We start from the raw sequence: 18,813 nt of genomic DNA, 5'->3' as shown, positions 1-18,813 counted from the left end.
AATTAGTTAATTAACGGCTCTCCAATTGATGTCTTTTACTTTTACCAGGCCAGACCATGTGCTGTTATCCTGAGGCAGCAATTCTACTACGTTTGGATTTGTACCTACTCTGTAGCGCTTCATTGTCCCCTTGGTAGCGCTATTGTATGTGGCGATGTACAGACTGTTTTGCAGGTGATCTACCTGTGTATCAAACTTTAACATGGTTATTTGATCATTGCCGATTTCCGGGTATTGGTAAATTCTTTCATTTCCCGGATTGTAGTCATAAGCATATAGCTTATTTCCAGCGGCATAGAACACCACAGTACGGTTAGAGGAGAAAGCATAGAATGTTGCTTTGTCAAAATCTGTTGCGATAGCTGATACCACATAAGCTGCTCGTTTTGCCGGAGCGGAACCATTTGCATAAAATTTGTAGATGTGATGCACATTTACTGGATCTTTCATGATTGCAAACGAATTGCCATTGGTAGATCCTCCATCGGTATTTCGGGTATTTTCTGCGTATACTAAACTTCTACCAGTAGCTCCCTGATTCCATGGAAAGGCAGCACCGGCGACATCCGCTAAAACAGTTGACGAAGTTGCAAGTCCAAAGCCTGAATAATTTAGGAAGCGTTGATTCACTGTGTCGTACCACATAGCAGTGGTCATGCTCCCTGTGGCATAGAGCAGATATGGTGCTGCCGGGATGCGTACATCCTGAGCTGTGGCGACACGGTTTATCGGGTTGTTGTAAAAATCTCCGCCGTTTATAGCTAAAAACGAAGCGAAGATATCTCCGGATTTAGTCAGCATTACACGATAATTGGTGCTGCTGATCAGTCCTGCCGCCGTGCGTATCTGCGGTGCAATTACAATAGGGTGTAAGGTTTGAGGGTCGATAGTTTCAGAGATGTACAACACTCGGCTCATGTTGTTGCCTGGTGTACTTTTCATTGTTACACGATCCAAAAAGTACGATCCACTCTTTGTCATTGCCCAGAGCTTCATATAGGACTCAAGGCCACCTCCGGTATGCTGTAAACTCATAGGTTCCCGCAGCCTTGGTAATCCGCTTTCTGATAAGATATGTTTTAGATGTAAAGTATCGTTTTGCATAGAAAGCATTTCAGCTTCTGCGTAGCCCTGCTCGTCTTCACCCATAATCAACCATCCACGGGAAAAAGGTGTGCCTATCATCAAGTCAGCATTTGCCTGCCACTCTACACCGGTCTGTTTATCACGTATACGATAGAACAACTTATAAGCCAGAGGAGGAAGCGTCACTGGATAATTCAGATTTCTGAAACGACCGATGGTGTCGAGATTGGTTCCCTCTCTTACAATCCAAAGATATCGGTATCTTGTTGTATCTCCAGAATCCATTGTGGCAGTTAGTGTCGGTGTGATTCGCAGCGTATCCACACCGCGACGTGCCGAATAAGAGCCGTTAATACCAACAATTTTCACATCATTGATGTCATTATACTCGTAGGTCCCCAAGTCTTTGGCGCATGAGCTGAGGAGTAGGGCGGATACAAGTAAAACGGTATATTGAAAAATTTTCATTTGAATCTTTTTTTAGTTGATAAATAGGAATTAATGAACATAGGGTACGCCTATATAGGATGTCCATGGCACGGCTCCAATAAATATTAATCGGCCGTCAGCCTCCAAAACTGGTGTTCCAGCATCCTTAAGCCTGATTAATATAGCAGCAGCGTCACTTGCGATCAATAACTGACGTGCCATCGGCATGATGTCGGTGCTTGCAAAGTCTTCATATTTGACACCAAGGTTCGACGTCAAAAATTCCATTTTCTTCCTTGAAAATACACCCATAAGACCAGACTCTCTGTTGACGGGTTGTATGGAACCAGACCATACCACGGGCTGAACCATTACATCATTCAATCTTAATGTATGAAGGCTCGCATCAAATTCAGGAACGACTGTTCCTGAAGTGAATTCCGGAATTGCATCCCATTCTGGGAATGATAACGAAAAGTGCTCGTTGGCGACCAAGCGAAGGCCCAGGTTTTTAATCACATTTTGCAAGTCGGGTGTGCGTTTTAAACGAACGATGATGTTTGTTGATGTTGCTCCGGCCGGTATTGTCCAAAGTTCTTTTATAGCCGTGTAGTGCTGACGTGCAATAGCGGTGGTGGAGTCTGGATTTACTTCCACTTTAAAATTGCGGTCGTAATCTTTAACAGGACCCGTAATCATTACTTTTACAGGAAATTCGACTTCATCTTTTGCCAGACGGGCGAAATCTACATTGCTGTATGGTTGATACGGCCATAGGTTAGGTAGAGATTGCAGACCATTCCGCACGGCAAAGTACACCCCTTCACGTCCTTTATAACTCATGATTTCTTTTTCACAACCGGATAAAAAAATCAATGCCTGAGCAAATACCAAGTATATTAATAATCTTTTCATGCTTATATTGTTAAGTTAGTTCCTTTGAGATATTTCACTTTCCGGTAGTGGCACCACATAATTAGTCAAGACCATCGCTTTTGTTCCGGTAACCGAGGCATGATTCGGAATAGTTTGCTGAGCCGTCCGTTTGTAGAAAAAGAATTGCTGGCCTTCACCAATTGTTTCTTTTCTGAACTCGTTCATGATCGCGGTTTGTAATGTTGCCGCTGAAGTAGGATTTAAGCTCAAACTGTTTCTACTGGTTCTAACTTTATTTAGATAGGAGATACCTGTTGCTAAATCAGGATGACATTCAGCTGCAATGTGCAATACCTCTGAAAGCCTGATTAAAGGAACCATATATCGGCCAGGTGCATTTGTAACATCCATGTACTTTAGGTTGGTCAAAGCAGTTATCGTTCCTGACGAAGTATTTTGCCAGATCCTGCGACGGTAGTCATTTGCATCATCATAAAGTGCATTTACCCTGGATTCGTTGACGTCATTGTTGCTAAACGAGAGTTTATTGTTGTTATCTAAGTTCACATCAAACTGCCTTCTGAACATTTCAACTCGGTTTATGTCATAAATAGAAAACATCACTTCTGTTGAAAATACCCGGTCAGGTAGTGTAGCACTAGTAGCTGCACCAGCAGTTACATAAGGAAACACATTCTTTTGTACCTGGACTTCATTGAGCAGTTCTTCTGCCTGTATCAAGGCATTTGGTTTATCACCTTGCCACAAGTAAGCTCTTGCCAGTAATGCTTTTGTAGCATAATAGTTTAAACGATACTGACGATAGTACAAATCGTTTGGACCTGAAGGATTGTTGCCGTTTCTCACGCCAGAGGTTCTGATCGGATCAGTATTTCCCAACAGTGACAGGGCCAGCTTTAAGTCGTCCGTAATCTGTTTCGCGACTTGTTCAGCGCTCAGTATCGGTGATACTTCAAACCCGCTCTTAGTTACATAGGGGATTGAAGCTATTGTTTTATTCGCCTCGTTGTAGATAGGACCAAAAAGACGGAGCATGGTGTAAAAAAGCACGAAGCGCTATTGCTTCCCCTTTTATGATTCCATAATAGGGCTCAGGTAATTTTTGGCTCGGCGCATCTCCACATTTTTCAATAATCACATTGCAATTAGCAATTAGTTCATAAGCTTTTTTCCATGCATTGTCAAATGTAGGCTTCACCTTCCCACTTGTATAAACGAAGGTGGTGTGATCAAAATACCGGTGCGTAGAGGAAGTCAATACATAATATTGAGCAAGTACATCTACAGCGCCGGTTGTCATTTCCTGTCCATAAAGCGCTGTGTTAGCCATTTCAACGTATACACCGTTAATCGCTTTGGTATAGCCAGCCGGATCAACAAAAAGTTGGTCTTCACCTAGCCGGTCAGTAGGTTTCACATCCACCCATTTATTGCAGGATAGTGTGAACAGACTCAATAAGAGGCAGAAGAATATTTTATATCGTATTTTCATCTATTAAAGTATTAATGGTTAAAATCGAACTGCGGCTGAGAAAGAAACAGAGCGTGCAAACGGATAATCCAGTCCGCGCTCATTTTTGATCGTAGACACATAGAATATATCATTCATGTAAGCTCTGAAAGTAATTGACGAGGCCCGGATTGACTTGAGGAAGGATGCTTTGCTGGTTTCATAACCAAGGGAAAAAGATTCCCCTACAAGCATATTGTTGTCTTCCACGAATCGTGACGACATTGGTGTCGATTCGGTCCTTGAAATTGATTTGAAGCGCGCGTTATCACCAGGTTTCTGCCAGCGATCATACAATGCGCGCTTGTCTTGGTTCAATGCTACGTTTTGCGTAGTGATATTTTCCACTTTATCGTATAGCGTTTTCAAGAAAGCTTGTCCGCCTATGCGATAACGTAAATTGACTGATGCAAGAAAGCCTTTGTACATGAAACTTGTACCAATAATACCGTCAACATCCGGATCACTATTGCCAACTACTACTTCATCCTGGTAGTTGTATACAAAAGTCTGCTCATTGTTTTTGTTTAAGAAGATCTCGCGTCCCGTTGCCGGGTCTATTCCCAGTGATCTTACCGACCATAGGTCAGAAGGACTCCCACCATCATAATAGCGTACCATATTACGGTTCCTGTTGGCCAGATTAAAATTGTCCAGCTGATTACCCATCTTACGGTATTCAGATTTTATATGTCTTAAATTGAGGTTTACACGCCAATTCATTTCATCACGACGAAGAATTGTATAATCGGTGTTTAAGGTAAAACCATTTGCCTGCTGTTCGCCGATATTTTGGGCCACACGAGCCACACCCGTTGAAGAAGGGAGCGTAAGCAATACAAGCAGCGGATCAGTACTTTTAACAAAATAATCTGCGGTCAGACGAAATCTGTTTCCAAATGTCATGAAATCTAAACCGATATTTCGATCGAGGGTGGTTTGCCAGCGCAAATTGCTGTTTCCCATATTGCTGATGATGGTACTGGCACCAAATGGATTACGGTTTTCGTTGTTGTATCGGTATATCCTCATAGATATGTAATCATCAAAGTTCTGATTTCCCGGATTACCGATAGATCCTCTTAGGCGCAGTTGGTTAATCCAGCCGTAAGAACTAAGGAACGATTCCTTATGCGCATTCCAGCCAAGTCCTACTGACCATATCGTGGAGAACTGTCTGCTGGATCCGTAAATTGAAGATCCATCAGAACGTAAGGTTGCATCGATCAGGTATCGCTGATCAAACGCATAGCCTGTATTCATAAAGAAACTCGCACCACGACGTTTTGACTCCTGGTATCCCGCTCGCTGTCCTTCTTTATACCCCAAAGCAAAGTTCGGGTTAGAAAATTCATCATCAATAAAACCGCTTACCCCAAAGCTACTTTGATTGCGCACATTTTGCTCCATACGCATCCCAGCGACGGCATTAACAGAATGCTTAGCTGCAAATACTTTCCCAAACGTAAGACTCAAATCGCCGTCATAGTTCACATTTTTGCCGTTATTTTCATCATATCTTCCACGTTCCAATACATCGGTTTGTAAGAATTCTGTGTTAAAAGGCGAGCTGAACAATACCGCCTGTTCTCTTAAACTTCGGATCCCAAAACGTGCACGTGCACGAAGAGCTTCTATGATTCGCCATTCGGCTTCAAAATTGTTGGTAAAGCCTTGTGATTCCGAAGCATTGATATTCAGGTTACTTTGATTATACAAGGGACTATAGATTGGCAAAAGAGAAGGGTTTCCAAATGCACTGAAGTCTTCCAGAATCATCCTTACATTACCTTGATCATCATATTTTCTGTAATATGGATTGGCTCTGGAAAATGCAGAAAATGGTTGTGTTTCCCGGTTTGCAGAGACGTTATCAATGCTTAAAGTGTTATTTACAGATATATTGCCTTTTCTGTAAAGTAAACGTACATTGCCATTTGTCGCGGTTCTGTCAGAACCCACCATCACACCTGGCGTGAGACCATAGTTTAAGGATACGCTATATCGCAGGTTAGCATCACCACCCTCTGCAAATAAAGTATGTCGCTGCGTGATAGCGGTTTTCAAGGGTTCATGCGCCCAATAGGTATTTACGCCCCTGCGTACTTCTTTCAAGCGGTTAAAATAGTTTGCTTCATTGTTGGTGTTGGCACCGACAATGATGTCACCATCTGCATTTAGCAAGCCATAAAACTGTGATAAAAGCTCAAACTGCAGCTTTTCTTCAGCATTCATTAGGTTGTAATCACTTAAATCTGCAAAGTTAACACTGGAACTGAGGTTATAATTTATCCGCAGTGAGCCCGCTGTTGGCCTTTTAGTTTCAACAACCACTACGCCATTAGCGGCCTTCGATCCATAAATGGCACTGGCTGAAGCATCTTTCAGCAATGTAATGGATGCAACCCGATCCATACTCAAATCGGCGATGATGGCCAGGGTGCTTTCGAATCCGTCCAGGATAAATAAAGGCTGATTGGGATTCGAGCTAAATTCATCCGTAAGACCAATCACACTACTTTTTCCTCGGATTTCAATGTCTGGCAGACGATTGGGGTCTGATCCAAACAAGTTGTTTTCCACTATTGCAAAAGAAGGATCCAATGTTTTTAAACTCTGCAGGATATTCTGATTTCCTACTATTTGGAGATCTTTTGCTGAATACGTGATGGACGATCCGGTATGCGCCTCACGGTCACGTTGATAAATACCGGTAATCACCACCTCATTCATAGAAGAGTCATCCGGTTCCATTTCTACATTCAGGGTAGCTTGTTTCTGAAAGGCAATTTCCTGTGGTTTCATCCCTACATAAGAAAATACAAGCACCTGCTTTGCAGCAGAGGTCGGAATTGAAATGCTATACGCACCCTTTTCATTTGTCGAAGTACTTAAGGTGCTGCCTTTCAGCTTCACATTTACTCCTGCCAACAATTCCTTGGTTTCAGCATGCCGCACTACACCGATCAGCAACTGCTGTTGTGTGGTAGGGGCTATAGGGTTGCCAGGCTGCACTACACTGGAAAGCGATATGGTCTTGTCTTCTATTACGTAATCTATGGGTTGGTTTTCTATTACCACGTTCATAAATTGTTGCAAGGGCATGTTTTTAACATCGATGGTGACTGGTTTCGTCGATTCGAGTATTTTCTTTGTGCCAAAGACGGTGTAGCCACTTTGTTTTCTAATGGCTTCAATTACAGTTGAAAAGGGGATGTTTTTTCCTTTCAGTGTAATCTGTTGTGAATAGCTGGATGCGCTTACAGTCGTAAATCCAGCTAAAAGTAAAAACATGATGGTTTTCATCACTCTTGATAAGTAAAGTTTATTCATTAAGTTTACGTTGGTTTTGTTGATGTATGTCTACTTCTTCATTTTTGTCGACCGCAACTATCAAATCACTTCAGGGGAAGGATGGCAGTCCTTTCCCTGCTTATTTTTTTGGAGCAGTATGGTTTAGTTTCGCTGGTTTATCTCATATAGTGCTTGGGTTTAATGGGTTACTTTATTTTTTCTTGCCTTTAATGGTTAATTTCCTACGGTTTACGTCCAATTTATAATTGATTTCTGCCACGTCTAATAAGCGCAGTACGAAGCCGATATTTTGATTGCGGAAGGCATCACCCACCAGTTCTTCCGATGGTACCCCATTTTCGTAAATGATATCCAAATCATACCAGCGACCAATTTCGGCCATCGTCTCTTTAAAAGTTTTTCCATCAAAGCTAAATTTGCCATCGCGCCAGGCGGTGTAATTAGTAACCTCCACCTTTTTTACAATCGTTTTTCCGTTGGTAGTCACTGCCTGTTCATTTGGTGATAGAATTATACGACTATCATTATTGCTAAGGGCCACTTTACCCGCTATGAGCGTAGTTTTGCTGGACGCCTGATCAGGATAAGTACTGATATTAAATTCTGTTCCCAGAACCTCTACAATCTGTTGTCCGGTGGTTACTTTGAAAGGTATCTTCCCGCCATTGATATTATAAGCAGGTTTCACAGCAAAATAGGCTTCGCCGTCAAGTTCCACTACACGCTCTTCAGCACTGAAACCCGAAGGGTATTTCAAGGTAGATTCGGCATTGAGCCATACCTGGGTGCCATCTTGTAACCTAATTATATAGGTGCCCCCTCTGGGGGTATGCAATGTTAACTGCTGTGTATTGTTGGTCTGATTTACATTGGTGTTTTCAATGATACTACCATCTATATACCTGATTTCTGCGCCCGCCACTATACCTGTTTGTGCATTGCTTAAGGATATGGATTTACCATCAGGTAAGGTAAGTGTTGCTTTATTTCCTCCTGGTTCAATGCTTGTTTTTACCTGTGCCGAATGCGGCAACGAAGATTTATATTTGATCACCATCACGGCGCCGAATGCTATAACTATTATACTTGCAGCAGCAGCCAGCCACCTCAATTTAGGGTAAAGTTTAACAGACTTCGAGCGCTTATTTGCCACTCTAGCCAATAGACTTGTAAGCATACGTGATTTTACTTTTTCAGGCGGAGAGGTGACTACAGCCTTCTGGTCATCATGGCTGTTGTACCAATCCGTCAACACCTGTAATTCTTTCGGAGTTATACTTCCGTTATTAAATTTGAAAACTAAATTTTCAATATATTCCGTGTTTAAGGACATTCTAAATTGTTTTTCTATCTATATAGACAGAAAAATTTGCGAGTAGGGTGAGTGTGATGAATTATTTTTTTTAACGTTGAAAAAAAGAATGGATAAATACCATAGTAATGAGGAGCCCCATATTGCCTTGAATGTCTTTATTCGCCTTTTTAAGGTGTGATTTAATGGTGTTTTCAGACAGGTTTAATTTTTCGGCGATTTCTTTATTTGAAAGACCCTCATGGCGACTAAGTTTAAAAACCAGCTGGCATTGCGGCGGAAGTGCATTAATCGAATTGTCTATTTGTTCCTGTAATTCTCTTATAATTAATTGCCGTTCGGGTGATAGCAGGTTAATGTCCTCTACCGGAGTGTAGTTTTCAGATCTTACCCTGGCACGATGCCTCTGGTCAAGAATATTAAAGGATTGGTTGCGGATGGCGCGGGACAGGTAATTTGAAAGCTCTACTTTTAAAAGAGAAAATTCGTGACGAAGACTCCATAGCTTGTATAAGACATCCTGTACGCATTCCTCAGCTTCTTCTTGATTGCCTAAGCGATTAATAGCCACTACCAGCATTTTATCCCAATAACGATTGTAAATCTCTACCAATACATGCTCATCGTCGCTCCGCATTAGCTGGACTAATTCCTGATCTCCATATAATTTGTATTGCGCCATCTTTATACCCCCTGTTGCAAATATATAATTTTCAGTGTTTTATACAGTGTTTTCTTTTTTAGGGGGTGGTCTAGCTATAGTTTTGGCACGTTATTAGCACTGTGCATATATATTCAAATAACTCACATGAAATACTTTATACTAGCTGCATTAATCACGGTCTTAAGTTCTTGTTACACTGCCAGAACAGCTGGAAACAGTGGTAAAGTTCCACCGGGACAAGCAAAAAAGGGGACTGGCTCAAAATCTGCTAAGCCTTTTGCTCCTGGTCAGCAGAAGAAGAATTAATCCTTCCAGGTTTTTTCCGGGTTTTGAATTGTGCGTGCGGGTAGCGAGTCAAAATCACTCTTTCCTGCATGCACATTCGTGATGCTCGTTAAGATACTTAATTGATTCCATGCAGATTTCCTTCAATACCGATGTATTAATATCCGATAGTTTTTTCACATACATGCAGGCTTTGCCCATTTTGAACTTACCCAGGCTGGCTAATAACTGCTCACTACTTTCTGTCTGGGAATAAACGTAGAGTGAAAATGCCGCTTTTCTCGGCGAAAACCCAAGCATCGGAGCATCACCTTCATGTCCGCTGGCATATTTGTAATGGTAATTACCGAAGCCGATAATGGTTGGTCCCCACATTTTGGGTTTAAATCCCGACCATTCGCATAATAGCGTTACCAGTTGAAAACTGTCCGCTTTCTTTTGCTCGTTATCAACGTATGAGCTTATAAAATCCAGCACATCTGCTCCAGTGTATTCGGTCTTGGTCTTTGCCATCGTTTTGGTTTTCGTCAATCAATTTACGATTTAAATTTATCTATTACCCTGGAAGCACACTGATTAAAGACTGACGGTACTTTCCTTCGCAAATAAGTACTTATTTGTGAAGCAGGATCAAACCACTCTGCGATCAGTGTGCAAGCAGATTTTCAGTTGAAGTATTTATATCCTTTGGATAAATAATGATCAGATGAGTAATGCTCCTAAGAGTATAAATAAGGATAAGATCCGGATACTTATGGTTTTCCTTAGATATTATGTACGTTCCTGAGTATTTATTGTTTTTAATAGGAAGAGTGTATATTTCAGGGAAAGTGGTTCTTCCCCACTTTTGGTGGTTAAGTTGGTTTGAGCACCAATCTTTTTCTAAGTAATTCGAAACTTGCCCTACCATACATTTGCCGCTTGATCGTCTTTAATTTATTTACATTGCCTTCTACCGGGCCATTGCTCCAAGGCAAACTGATTGCATTTTCGATGGACTGGTATTCCCTTAATAGACGATTTGCAAAAGTGGTAATCTCGCTAATCCCTGAATGCAGCACATTTTCTATCCAGTCACGAAGTTGATTACCCAACTTGTTCTCCATAAGATGGCGGAATTCCCGTGTCAGCACTAGAGCGAGCTCTAGGGCGGATGATGATTTACATAGATTGTGTATTAGTTTTTTCTGTGTGGTAGTAAGCCTGTTTTCCGATGTTAGGAATAGCATTGCAGCATTTGAGGGCTTAAAGAACGAGCCTGACTGTTGTGGCTTCTTTGGATTCTTGCTTTTCTTTCCGATATGGATGCCATAGTAAGCGAGTGCTTCAGAAAGCGTACTATATCCTCCCCGATATCCCATATGGCGTAACTCATTCCATAACGTTTTCAGATAGAGACAGCTGTCTTCTTTCATTCGCTTTTTAATGTAGTTGAAATAGTTTTCGATCATGCCCCGGTCCTTGTATGATTTACGGACCAGATTTTCTGTCAACATCTATTTTCTAACCGTTTCCCTGTGCATACCCAGTTGGACTGCAATTCGTTTTATTGATAAGCCTTCTGCCTGTAATTTCTTCATCTCATCAAACCGTTGCTTTATAATTCCGGTAGTAGCCGATTCTTTTTCTCTTACAGGTAATTCGTCAGGCATTTCCAAAGGGCTTTCCTCAATTCTCGGCGCTAAAGAACTACTTAACCTGGCATATTCCCGAGTCATCATTTTAGTGAGCGCCTCGCCGAGGTTTTTTAACAAATGCCAGCGATCGGCCACTTGTATAGCCTGTGGAACTCCCTTAGTTGCAGCACGCCTGTACTTACCATAACGATCCCTGGTGATTATTTCAAGCTTTGGCTGCTTCTGTAACCAGTTAACTAAACTCGCTTCTTCTCTGTCAGGTAATAAATCTACTATTCTTCTTGTAGTTAGATCTACCAGAATGCTGCCATACCTTTCCCGCTTTTTGTAAGCCCAATCATCAACGCCTATGGCCGTAAAATCACCAGAATCAGGTATTGGGGCCTTGTTTATAAGTCTCAGCAGAGTAGTATCGCTGACTGGTATTGAAAAGTGATTACATATTCTTTCTGCTGGTTTGCCGCCCAATTCCAAAACAGTATCAAATAGCTTTTCTTCCAGACGCTTTGTTGTCCGCTTGCACGGCTCGAAATGATCTTTATAGCGTTCTGTAAAAATTTTAAGTGGACACTCATCGGTGAGACAATAATATTTACGGGATTTCAGAAAGATCCTGCAGGCCTTTCCAAAGGTAGGTAAGTCATTAAATTTCCTCGTATAGTAACTATGTAATTTGGTGGAGGGTTCACAGCAATTCGGACATAAACATATCTTCTGTCGGCTTTGCACGTATATATTTATCTGATCAGCATTATTATCTACCGAAATAACCTTAAATACATCAGCAGAAGAAAAAATTAGATTCGTAAGATTCATAAACTTCTAACGAACATTCACCTTCAATTCTCATAATTACCACCAAAAGTGGGGAAGAACCATTTTCCCTGAAATACCCATTTAGAGTATAAAAAAGAAATCCTGAACTGAACTTTAAACATGGAGAAATTATGAAATGACAAATTAAAATGGAGAGATCCTGAACCAAGTTCAGGACGACGAAAGGGGACAATCATATATGGAGGATCGTATTAAAACTATACATCTAACGATTTAAAACATATATGTTAACTATTAAAAATGCTTTTGAAAGATTAATGCGCTTGCTGAGGAGCATAAAACCTGAACAACCTCTTCCTGTATTGCTAGAGCCTTATCTCTGGAAAAACATGGATGAGTATAGTCCGGCTTCAGGAGAGGTGCTGGTAAAACAGGGTGAGAAACCTAAATTCGCTTACTTCATTATCAGGGGATACATTTATGTGCATCTGCATGATGAAAACGGAGGGAAGCATGTGAAACGTTTCTACAGGGAAAACAGGATTGTTGCTTTTCTGAGTTTCCTGGAGCTGACGAACTCACCGTATACGATCGTTGCCGGTCATGATACTTTGGTTTCAAAGATCGGCATTAAGGAAATGACAGTGATTTACGACACTTGGAAGGGGATGAAGGAATTTGCACAACTTGTAATGATGCAATATGATGAGGTAAAGGAAGGGCAACACCTGAAATTGCTGAATATGTCTGCAGATGACAGGGTAAGGGAATTTTACAATTTGTATCCCTGCATGTGGCCACCCCTGAAAGCGAGGATGGATGATGAGATAGCTGAATACCTGCAGATCAGTGCGAGAACGCTAAGGAGGATTAGAAAACGGTAATGGAATGATTTTAAAGACTTGGTAGAAATGCCGGGTCTTTTTTTTAATTATATTTGGGATGCAGAACTATCTGTACAACCAACCCAGAATGAACGCTGAAATACAATCACTCCACAATGTATGGTCTGCCAACAGATCAGCAGAAGTAACAGACAATCACCAGATCTCTTTTAATGAGCTGACCAATTCGATTGTAAGCACCGGTCCGTTTTCTTTTTTCATCATGGATTTTTATGATATGAGTATTTCGCATATCAGTGATTCTGTTTACGAAATGCATGGCCTCAATCCAGGTGACCTTACCATTAATGACATATTAGGTACACTCCACCCAGATGATATTGGTTTTGTGATAAAGGCAGAGGATTTTCTAACCACATTCTTTGTAAACAAGGTGGGTAGAGACAAGTTAATGCGTTATAAGATCAGTTACAATTATAGGGTCCGGTTAAAAAACGGGAGTTATGTTTTATTTAACCATCAGGCATTAATGCTGAGCCTGGATGAAAATGGAGGTTACGGAAAATCGCTGATTATCAATACGCGGATTGACCATCTGGGTCATACGCCCAACTATAAAGTTTCATTGATCGGTTTACAAGGTGAACCTTCATTCATGAATTTAAGTATTGGCGAAAATGCCAGCGCTCATGTGTCTCTATCGAAAAGGGAAATCGAGATCATTAAAAGTATTGCGGAAGGCCTGAGCAGTCAGGAAATAGCAGATAAACTTTTTATCGCGGAGTCAACAGTGAAAAAGCACCGTAAAAATATTTTAACTAAGGCTGAATGTAAAAACACCGCCCAGCTGGTTAAAACCTGCATTCTGCAGGGGATAATTTAGTTTACCCTTTTGGGTTTTTAGCCGTATTTCTTTAAAAAATACTCCTAAAGGAGTATTTTTTGCCTCGTAGTTTCCCTCTAATTTTGTTTTCGTAAACATCGAAAATGAAAAAAATATTACTTACGACCTTACTATCTATTGGTATGGCTTTTATGGTAAAAGCCCAGGTTGATTTTTCCGGAAAACTTCCTTATAGAACTACACCCGAAAATAGTTGGGACGGTATTGATGTAGATTTCAATATAGGTATAAAAGGCAGTACATCTGTAGGTGGGGTTGCATTTTATGAAACAGTTTATAGTATTAATGTTAATAGCGTGAAAATTAGACAACGGGAAATTCCGGCGTCAGAAATCCCCGCTCATGTCTTATCGAAATTGAAACAGAATATAAGTGTTGGCACTGTATCTTTTGACTTATATGTTAATAGTTCTTTTGTAAAAAAGATGACAACAAGGAGTAATATCGGATGGGCACAATTACAGGGGCTGGATAATGCAGAAGGATATAAGCAGGCTGTAAGGGATAAGGGTTTCAAATTGTTTAATAGCGGAGCATTGTCAATAAAAAATGTTTCTATAAAGGCGGGGAGTTATATGATTGATGCCGAATATCGTAATGCTATAGAAAAAGAAATAACAGGTGGTGGGAAAAAAGCAATAACAACAGCGTCTAAAGGGAAGGCCAATTCCGAAGTTACAGAGTTGGGGTTGAAAATGTCGGATTCTTCGTCCTCTGGTAGTGAGTCAAGCTCATCTGGAGCATCGTCTGAAAAAGGCTCTGCCGAAAGCAGTGCTTCTTCTTCCAGCGATGTCACAGTTCACAACAACATGTTTGCAGCAGCAGCTGCAAAAAGATACGCTGAAGAAAAGGCATATCAGGATTTAGCGACCGGGGTTTATAATTTGTTTGCACCCTCACCTGAAAGGCTGGCAAGAGAACAAAAAGAAAGAGAATATGCCCAACGGGTAGCAGTTAAGGAATTTGAGCTGGGCCAGGAGCTGATAAAAGACAATTTGGCTAAGGCATTAAAAGGAGACTCTGCTGCTCTCCAGAATACCTATTATGGTTATTTAAAAACAGGGAAAAAAGAAACTGCGATGGAATTGGTTAATAAAATGCATCAGCAGTACCGTACGAAAGCAACCCTTAACATCCTCAGCACAATTTACAAAGCAGAAGAGGCCAGATATAAAAGTGACATAGATCTGTATAAGTTTGATATAAAAACGAACCGGACTTATGCTTATATGATGCTGGGGGGAGCAGCTGCGGCGGTACCCTTGCTTTTCAAAAATCAATTGGTGACTAAGTATGGTGATGATGCGGGGATGGCAACTTATATATTGGCAGGTGCAGGTGGTGTTTCTCTCTTGTCTGCAATTATAGCGAAGATGACCATACCTCCATTGTCTTCTAAAAAGAAATATAAGGAAGCAATTGAAGGGCTAAAAAATATAAAGGGGATGAATTTGCAAGCCAATGTTTTTCCATTGTACAGCCCTTTAAGCAAAGCGCCGATGTTAGGTCTGAACATCAAATTTTAATGCGCTGGGTTTTGTTAGGAATATGAAACAGCTGGAGCAGGCAATTTGTAGTGGAGCCGGACAGGACTGCCGGTACAAACTTGGGAATGATTCGGGACTGGAATGGGTACTGGCCTGCAGGTTTGGGAAAGGTCTGGTTGCTTTGGAGCTATGGTTTCAGAAGTTTGGGTTTAATGAGCCACTGGAAACATCATTTGACTGGCAGAGGAGCGTAGCAGAGTTTCGTAATGCGGTAAACGGATTTATCGGCCGGTTGCCACGGTATAATTTCTGGAGGTAAAATTCCCGACAGGTCGGAAAACCGCGAAAAGCGGACTGTTTTATCGTCGCTAACCACAGGATAAAAGGTTGCGAATGTCAATGAACCCATAAAATTTTTAAAATATGGGAAAGTACAATAAAGGTATACTGGCCCCCTTCATGGGTAAGGTCGGAACAGTAGTTGGTTCAATCTGGAATGGAGTGCATTATCTGCGTAGTCTTGGTGATTATGTGGACAATCCGACCACAGCACAGCTGAATGTGCGCAGTAAAATGGCGTTGGTCACGCAGTTTCTTGCTGACCTGAAACCGATCATCAACATCGGGTATTCGAGTAAAGTGAAGAAAGGTGCTACGGCCATGAATATGGCAACTTCTTATCACTTGAAGAATGCGGTAACGGGGGTAGCGCCGTTGTTTTCGATTGATTATCCGGAATGGCTTGCGTTTTTTAGTGCTGACAATAAACTGGCGAGCGATAGTGCTTATGTCGGCATGGTTACCGTAGTGGCTTAGTTCGCTAGCAGAAAAAGACATGTACACTCCTCGCGGGCTGCAATGAATTTCGCTACTGTCATAGCTCAAATAAGTGCTATGCCCGCTCGGAGGTACCTGTCTTTTTCTGCTAGCGAACTAAGCTGCCCGACCGAGTCTGAACCACAGGCAACATTAAGTGCATAGCTTTCACAAGCTAGTTTAAGGTCAGCCTTGGTTCGTGTCGTCTCGGAAGAAGAATGTTCTTTGACATTATTGTAGAGTTATTTATCCAGCTTTTTTACAGTTGGGTTATTTAGCAGTGAGCGCATTTGCAGAATTGCAATCTCGTTTAGTTGCTGTAGGCGCTGAGATTGTGGTAACTCATTAGTAATTAGAACTGCATTTACACTTTCCATATTTGAGAGGACAATGAGTTGTTCCATTGTTGCTAAATCTCTAATATTACCTTTAGCAGATGGATTTTCATCGCGCCATTGTTTGGCTGTCTTTCCAAATAATGCTACATTCAATAAGTCTGCTTCATCAGCATATATAAAACTTCTTTGTTGTACGCTCAGCGTCGAGGGAATGAGCATATCCCCGATTGCATCTGTATGGATTTTGTAATTGATTTTTGAAAGTGTACGTTGCAAATTCCAATCGAGTTTCTTGGACTGGTTTTCTTCTGCTTTTAGCCGTTGGAATTCTCTTATGAAGTATAGCTTAAATTCTGCACTGATCTATGTCGGAATGTGCATAAGTACCACCATATCTTCCGGTTTTTGCGATGAGGCCAATTGCGTTAGTCTTCTCTGACCATTCTTTTACACTGATTTTAAAACTGTTCAGTCCAGCTTGACTTTTAATTACGTCGAATTCGACGTAATTAAAATTTGGGTTGTAAATTCTTTCCCAAATAGAAAGAAACTCAACAGTATTTCTATTTCTAAGCCAGTGCTCAATGAAGAAGCTGCCATCCTTTGCTTTAAGCATGTCTGTGAGGGAAATATAATCTGTTCCGTCATTTTGAATAATAGCAATTTGTGTGTTTTGTATGGTAATAAGTTGGTTCGTTGTTTTCATAATAATTCTACAATAATGTTTATAGGCGAACTTCTTCAAAAAGGGGTATTGAGTGGTTGAAATGAAAAAGAAATAATTAAAAAAAGGAAAATTATGAATGTGATCAGTTTAAATAGGAATGATATAAGGCGTGAGTACGCCTGGGGTTTTATGGCTCATGTAAAGAAGGAGCATGCAATGGTTGGGGTGCTTTTGATGGTTTTGATGGGCATGCATGGGTGGTTTGATGATGAGGCGGGGACGGTTGCTTTTATCGTGAAAAGCACAATGCCGTTGTTGTTGATGAACCTGACCAGTTTTATGGTGATAGTGGCTTTGTGCTGGTGGTTGCTTCAAAGAGCATGGGTGGCAATGGGATTGCCGGAGTTTGAAAATATGGTTTTACAATTTAAAGAGATGAATATATGCAGGCAGTTAGGTTTTTATTTTGCATCGTTTGTGCTGTTGGTATGGGCAGTGGTTTCACTGTTGGTAGGGATGTAGCAGCCCCGTCATCTCGAACCGCAGGGAGAGATCTAACTCGTAGTTTCTATGGTGTTTTTGGCTCGTTGAGCTCGCAAGCTCGGTTCTTGGTTAGGCATAGTTTAAAAGATTTACCTGCGGTGAGTTCGCGAAGGGCTCGGTTCTCGTATCCTCGATATGACGACAACCTATTAAAGATTGCCAGGGCGGCGATTGGTGTAAAGGAGGCGACAGGGAAGAATGATGGTGCTAGGGTAGAGCAGTATTTGAGGTATACGGGGCTTCCGAAAGGTAATGCGTTGTGCGCGAGTTTTGTCTTCTTTTGTTTTTGGAAGGCGGGGTATAAGGAGCCGAAGACGGCTTGGTCGCCGGCATTGTTTCCAAAGGATAGGGTGGTAGCGATTGCCACGTCGCGAAATGCTCCTCGCAATGACAAAAAATGGCGGGATGACAAAAGAGGCTTAGTGTTTGGGATTTATTTTCCGGATTTGAAAAGGATAGCACATGTTGGTTTTGTGGAGATGGAGAGAGGAAAATACATTCAGACGATTGAGGGTAATACGGGATCGGATGGGGGTAGGGAAGGAAACGGAGTCTTTCGAAGGTTAAGACACAAGAGGACGATTAGTAAGTATGCAGATTGGTTGAATTGAGATCCTTCGGTTCCCTCTGGATGACAAAAAAATAAAATAGAAGAAAAATGGCAAGGTATAAAAATGGAATAAACGGGCCTGTAAGGGGCAAAGTCGGGAATGTGGTAGCCGCAAGCTGGCGGGGTATTGATTATTTTCGTAGTCTGGCGGATTACACTGATAATCCTACGGAAAAACAAATTCTTCAACGATTGAAATTTGCATTGGTAAATGGCTGGCTAAAGCCATTAAGGGAAATCATTTGGATCGGTTTCCAGTTTTTTACAGGAAGCAAGACGCCTATGAACGGCTGCGTGTCGTATCATCTAAAAGAAGCGCTTACTGGTGAAGGGTCTGATTATGCGATTGATTTTCCGAAGGCAGTGTTTAGCAGGGGTGAGCTACTGATTTCTTTGATCAGGGAGTTGATCTGCCTCATAGATGGGATATTGCACATCAAATGGGAGAATGGGCCTGAAACAGCTTTTTCTAAACCCAATGATAAGGCTACTTTCATTGTGTACAATACGGTTAAAAACACGTTTGTAATGTTTAAAGATGTAACTGTTCGTGAGGCTCCGGAAGTAAACCTCAAGTTGCCAAAGAAGCACATTGGGGATGATGTGCACATCTGGATGCAGTATGTAAATGCTGCGGGAGATGGGGTAAGTACGAGTGTATATGTAGGTCAGGCGATACCAGTGGCCTGAC

Annotated in this window: 21 protein-coding genes; 9 read left to right on the top strand and 12 right to left on the bottom strand. The window is 41.4% G+C overall.

Features of this window, described 5'->3' with window-relative positions:
- Positions 1 to 6 precede the first annotated feature (6 nt).
- The 7 genes from FA047_RS12760 to FA047_RS12730 all read right to left on the bottom strand — a co-directional run bounded on the left by FA047_RS12760 (position 7) and on the right by FA047_RS12730 (position 9,231).
- Positions 7 to 1,554: a PKD-like family lipoprotein gene (locus FA047_RS12760; protein ID WP_136836447.1), complete on the bottom strand. Its 1,548-nt coding sequence runs from the start codon at positions 1,552 to 1,554 to the stop codon at positions 7 to 9.
- Between the two features lie 30 nt (positions 1,555 to 1,584).
- Entirely contained in the window at positions 1,585 to 2,430 is an 846-nt protein-coding gene (locus FA047_RS12755) for a DUF4843 domain-containing protein (RefSeq protein WP_136836446.1), read from the bottom strand.
- Between the two features lie 15 nt (positions 2,431 to 2,445).
- Positions 2,446 to 3,447: a RagB/SusD family nutrient uptake outer membrane protein gene (locus tag FA047_RS12750; protein ID WP_136836445.1), complete on the bottom strand. Its 1,002-nt coding sequence runs from the start codon at positions 3,445 to 3,447 to the stop codon at positions 2,446 to 2,448.
- Entirely contained in the window at positions 3,407 to 3,904 is a 498-nt protein-coding gene (locus FA047_RS12745; protein WP_136836444.1) for a RagB/SusD family nutrient uptake outer membrane protein, read from the bottom strand. The genes FA047_RS12750 and FA047_RS12745 overlap by 41 nt, the downstream gene beginning before the upstream one ends.
- 18 nt (positions 3,905 to 3,922) lie before the next feature.
- Positions 3,923 to 7,255, bottom strand: a complete 3,333-nt coding sequence (locus FA047_RS12740) for a SusC/RagA family TonB-linked outer membrane protein (protein WP_225872722.1) — start codon at positions 7,253 to 7,255, stop codon at positions 3,923 to 3,925.
- A gap of 172 nt (positions 7,256 to 7,427) precedes the next feature.
- Positions 7,428 to 8,570, bottom strand: a complete 1,143-nt coding sequence (locus FA047_RS12735) for a FecR family protein (protein ID WP_136836443.1) — start codon at positions 8,568 to 8,570, stop codon at positions 7,428 to 7,430.
- A gap of 70 nt (positions 8,571 to 8,640) precedes the next feature.
- Positions 8,641 to 9,231: an RNA polymerase sigma-70 factor gene (locus FA047_RS12730; RefSeq protein WP_136836442.1), complete on the bottom strand. Its 591-nt coding sequence runs from the start codon at positions 9,229 to 9,231 to the stop codon at positions 8,641 to 8,643.
- Positions 9,232 to 9,357: 126 nt separating this feature from the next.
- Here FA047_RS12730 and FA047_RS20525 point away from each other — a divergent pair, with 126 nt between their 5' ends.
- Positions 9,358 to 9,519 (top strand): hypothetical protein, encoded by a 162-nt coding sequence (locus tag FA047_RS20525; protein ID WP_169304399.1) that lies wholly within the window; start codon positions 9,358 to 9,360, stop codon positions 9,517 to 9,519.
- A 54-nt stretch (positions 9,520 to 9,573) separates the two neighbouring features.
- Here the strand turns inward: FA047_RS20525 and FA047_RS12725 are convergent, their stop codons facing one another.
- From FA047_RS12725 to FA047_RS12715, 3 genes are all read right to left on the bottom strand, one after another.
- Positions 9,574 to 10,011, bottom strand: coding sequence for a DUF1801 domain-containing protein (locus FA047_RS12725; protein WP_136836441.1), 438 nt, complete (start codon positions 10,009 to 10,011; stop codon positions 9,574 to 9,576).
- Between the two features lie 341 nt (positions 10,012 to 10,352).
- Positions 10,353 to 10,727 (bottom strand): ISL3 family transposase, encoded by a 375-nt coding sequence (locus tag FA047_RS21150; protein WP_449415936.1) that lies wholly within the window; start codon positions 10,725 to 10,727, stop codon positions 10,353 to 10,355.
- 267 nt (positions 10,728 to 10,994) lie between these two features.
- Complete coding sequence (locus FA047_RS12715) at positions 10,995 to 11,951, bottom strand: ISL3 family transposase (RefSeq protein ID WP_136836439.1); 957 nt, start codon at positions 11,949 to 11,951, stop codon at positions 10,995 to 10,997.
- Positions 11,952 to 12,196: 245 nt separating this feature from the next.
- Between FA047_RS12715 and FA047_RS12710 the strand changes: the two genes are divergently transcribed.
- The 5 genes from FA047_RS12710 to FA047_RS12690 all read left to right on the top strand — a co-directional run bounded on the left by FA047_RS12710 (position 12,197) and on the right by FA047_RS12690 (position 15,964).
- A complete protein-coding gene (locus tag FA047_RS12710) occupies positions 12,197 to 12,796 on the top strand; it encodes a Crp/Fnr family transcriptional regulator (protein ID WP_136836438.1) in 600 nt (199 codons plus the stop codon).
- Between the two features lie 88 nt (positions 12,797 to 12,884).
- Positions 12,885 to 13,640 (top strand): LuxR C-terminal-related transcriptional regulator, encoded by a 756-nt coding sequence (locus FA047_RS12705; protein ID WP_136836437.1) that lies wholly within the window; start codon positions 12,885 to 12,887, stop codon positions 13,638 to 13,640.
- Positions 13,641 to 13,744: 104 nt separating this feature from the next.
- Positions 13,745 to 15,187, top strand: a complete 1,443-nt coding sequence (locus FA047_RS12700) for a hypothetical protein (protein WP_136836436.1) — start codon at positions 13,745 to 13,747, stop codon at positions 15,185 to 15,187.
- 22 nt (positions 15,188 to 15,209) lie between these two features.
- Entirely contained in the window at positions 15,210 to 15,467 is a 258-nt protein-coding gene (locus FA047_RS12695) for a hypothetical protein (RefSeq protein ID WP_136836435.1), read from the top strand.
- Positions 15,468 to 15,571: 104 nt separating this feature from the next.
- The gene (locus FA047_RS12690) at positions 15,572 to 15,964 is read left to right on the top strand and encodes a DUF6266 family protein (protein ID WP_136836434.1); all 393 of its coding nucleotides are present in this window, start codon (positions 15,572 to 15,574) and stop codon (positions 15,962 to 15,964) included.
- 242 nt (positions 15,965 to 16,206) lie between these two features.
- Here FA047_RS12690 and FA047_RS20870 read toward each other — a convergent pair whose 3' ends face one another.
- Positions 16,207 to 16,578: a hypothetical protein gene (locus FA047_RS20870; RefSeq protein ID WP_225872721.1), complete on the bottom strand. Its 372-nt coding sequence runs from the start codon at positions 16,576 to 16,578 to the stop codon at positions 16,207 to 16,209.
- A 70-nt stretch (positions 16,579 to 16,648) separates the two neighbouring features.
- Positions 16,649 to 17,008 carry a KilA-N domain-containing protein gene (locus tag FA047_RS20865; RefSeq protein WP_225872720.1) on the bottom strand — a complete coding sequence of 120 codons (360 nt, stop codon included), beginning with the start codon at positions 17,006 to 17,008 and terminating at the stop codon, positions 16,649 to 16,651.
- Positions 17,009 to 17,101: 93 nt separating this feature from the next.
- Here FA047_RS20865 and FA047_RS12680 point away from each other — a divergent pair, with 93 nt between their 5' ends.
- The 3 genes from FA047_RS12680 to FA047_RS12670 all read left to right on the top strand — a co-directional run bounded on the left by FA047_RS12680 (position 17,102) and on the right by FA047_RS12670 (position 18,812).
- Complete coding sequence (locus FA047_RS12680) at positions 17,102 to 17,491, top strand: hypothetical protein (protein WP_136836433.1); 390 nt, start codon at positions 17,102 to 17,104, stop codon at positions 17,489 to 17,491.
- A gap of 119 nt (positions 17,492 to 17,610) precedes the next feature.
- Positions 17,611 to 18,123, top strand: coding sequence for a C40 family peptidase (locus FA047_RS12675; RefSeq protein WP_225872719.1), 513 nt, complete (start codon positions 17,611 to 17,613; stop codon positions 18,121 to 18,123).
- A 47-nt stretch (positions 18,124 to 18,170) separates the two neighbouring features.
- Positions 18,171 to 18,812 (top strand): DUF6266 family protein, encoded by a 642-nt coding sequence (locus tag FA047_RS12670; protein ID WP_136836432.1) that lies wholly within the window; start codon positions 18,171 to 18,173, stop codon positions 18,810 to 18,812.
- Position 18,813: the final 1 nt, after the last annotated feature.

It is taken from the genome of Pedobacter frigoris, assembly GCF_005116445.1.
GTDB classification, from domain to species: Bacteria; Bacteroidota; Bacteroidia; order Sphingobacteriales; family Sphingobacteriaceae; genus Pedobacter; species Pedobacter frigoris.
The sequence above is the reverse complement of the archived record's forward strand: the minus strand, read 5'-3'. Positions and strand labels throughout refer to the sequence as shown.

Excerpts from the sequence above, each read along its gene's own strand:
- FA047_RS12760 (WP_136836447.1), bottom strand. The coding sequence starts at position 1,554 with ATGAAAATTTTTCAATATACCGTTTTACTTGTATCCGCCCTACTCCTC.
- FA047_RS12755 (WP_136836446.1), bottom strand. The coding sequence starts at position 2,430 with ATGAAAAGATTATTAATATACTTGGTATTTGCTCAGGCATTGATTTTT.
- FA047_RS12750 (WP_136836445.1), bottom strand. The coding sequence starts at position 3,447 with ATGCTCCGTCTTTTTGGTCCTATCTACAACGAGGCGAATAAAACAATA.
- FA047_RS12745 (WP_136836444.1), bottom strand. The coding sequence starts at position 3,904 with ATGAAAATACGATATAAAATATTCTTCTGCCTCTTATTGAGTCTGTTC.
- FA047_RS12740 (WP_225872722.1), bottom strand. The coding sequence starts at position 7,255 with ATGAATAAACTTTACTTATCAAGAGTGATGAAAACCATCATGTTTTTA.
- FA047_RS12735 (WP_136836443.1), bottom strand. The coding sequence starts at position 8,570 with ATGTCCTTAAACACGGAATATATTGAAAATTTAGTTTTCAAATTTAAT.
- FA047_RS12730 (WP_136836442.1), bottom strand. The coding sequence starts at position 9,231 with ATGGCGCAATACAAATTATATGGAGATCAGGAATTAGTCCAGCTAATG.
- FA047_RS20525 (WP_169304399.1), top strand. The coding sequence starts at position 9,358 with ATGAAATACTTTATACTAGCTGCATTAATCACGGTCTTAAGTTCTTGT.
- FA047_RS12725 (WP_136836441.1), bottom strand. The coding sequence starts at position 10,011 with ATGGCAAAGACCAAGACCGAATACACTGGAGCAGATGTGCTGGATTTT.
- FA047_RS21150 (WP_449415936.1), bottom strand. The coding sequence starts at position 10,727 with ATGCTATTCCTAACATCGGAAAACAGGCTTACTACCACACAGAAAAAA.
- FA047_RS12715 (WP_136836439.1), bottom strand. The coding sequence starts at position 11,951 with ATGAATCTTACGAATCTAATTTTTTCTTCTGCTGATGTATTTAAGGTT.
- FA047_RS12710 (WP_136836438.1), top strand. The coding sequence starts at position 12,197 with ATGTTAACTATTAAAAATGCTTTTGAAAGATTAATGCGCTTGCTGAGG.
- FA047_RS12705 (WP_136836437.1), top strand. The coding sequence starts at position 12,885 with ATGAACGCTGAAATACAATCACTCCACAATGTATGGTCTGCCAACAGA.
- FA047_RS12700 (WP_136836436.1), top strand. The coding sequence starts at position 13,745 with ATGAAAAAAATATTACTTACGACCTTACTATCTATTGGTATGGCTTTT.
- FA047_RS12695 (WP_136836435.1), top strand. The coding sequence starts at position 15,210 with ATGAAACAGCTGGAGCAGGCAATTTGTAGTGGAGCCGGACAGGACTGC.
- FA047_RS12690 (WP_136836434.1), top strand. The coding sequence starts at position 15,572 with ATGGGAAAGTACAATAAAGGTATACTGGCCCCCTTCATGGGTAAGGTC.
- FA047_RS20865 (WP_225872720.1), bottom strand. The coding sequence starts at position 17,008 with ATGAAAACAACGAACCAACTTATTACCATACAAAACACACAAATTGCT.
- FA047_RS12680 (WP_136836433.1), top strand. The coding sequence starts at position 17,102 with ATGAATGTGATCAGTTTAAATAGGAATGATATAAGGCGTGAGTACGCC.
- FA047_RS12670 (WP_136836432.1), top strand. The coding sequence starts at position 18,171 with ATGGCAAGGTATAAAAATGGAATAAACGGGCCTGTAAGGGGCAAAGTC.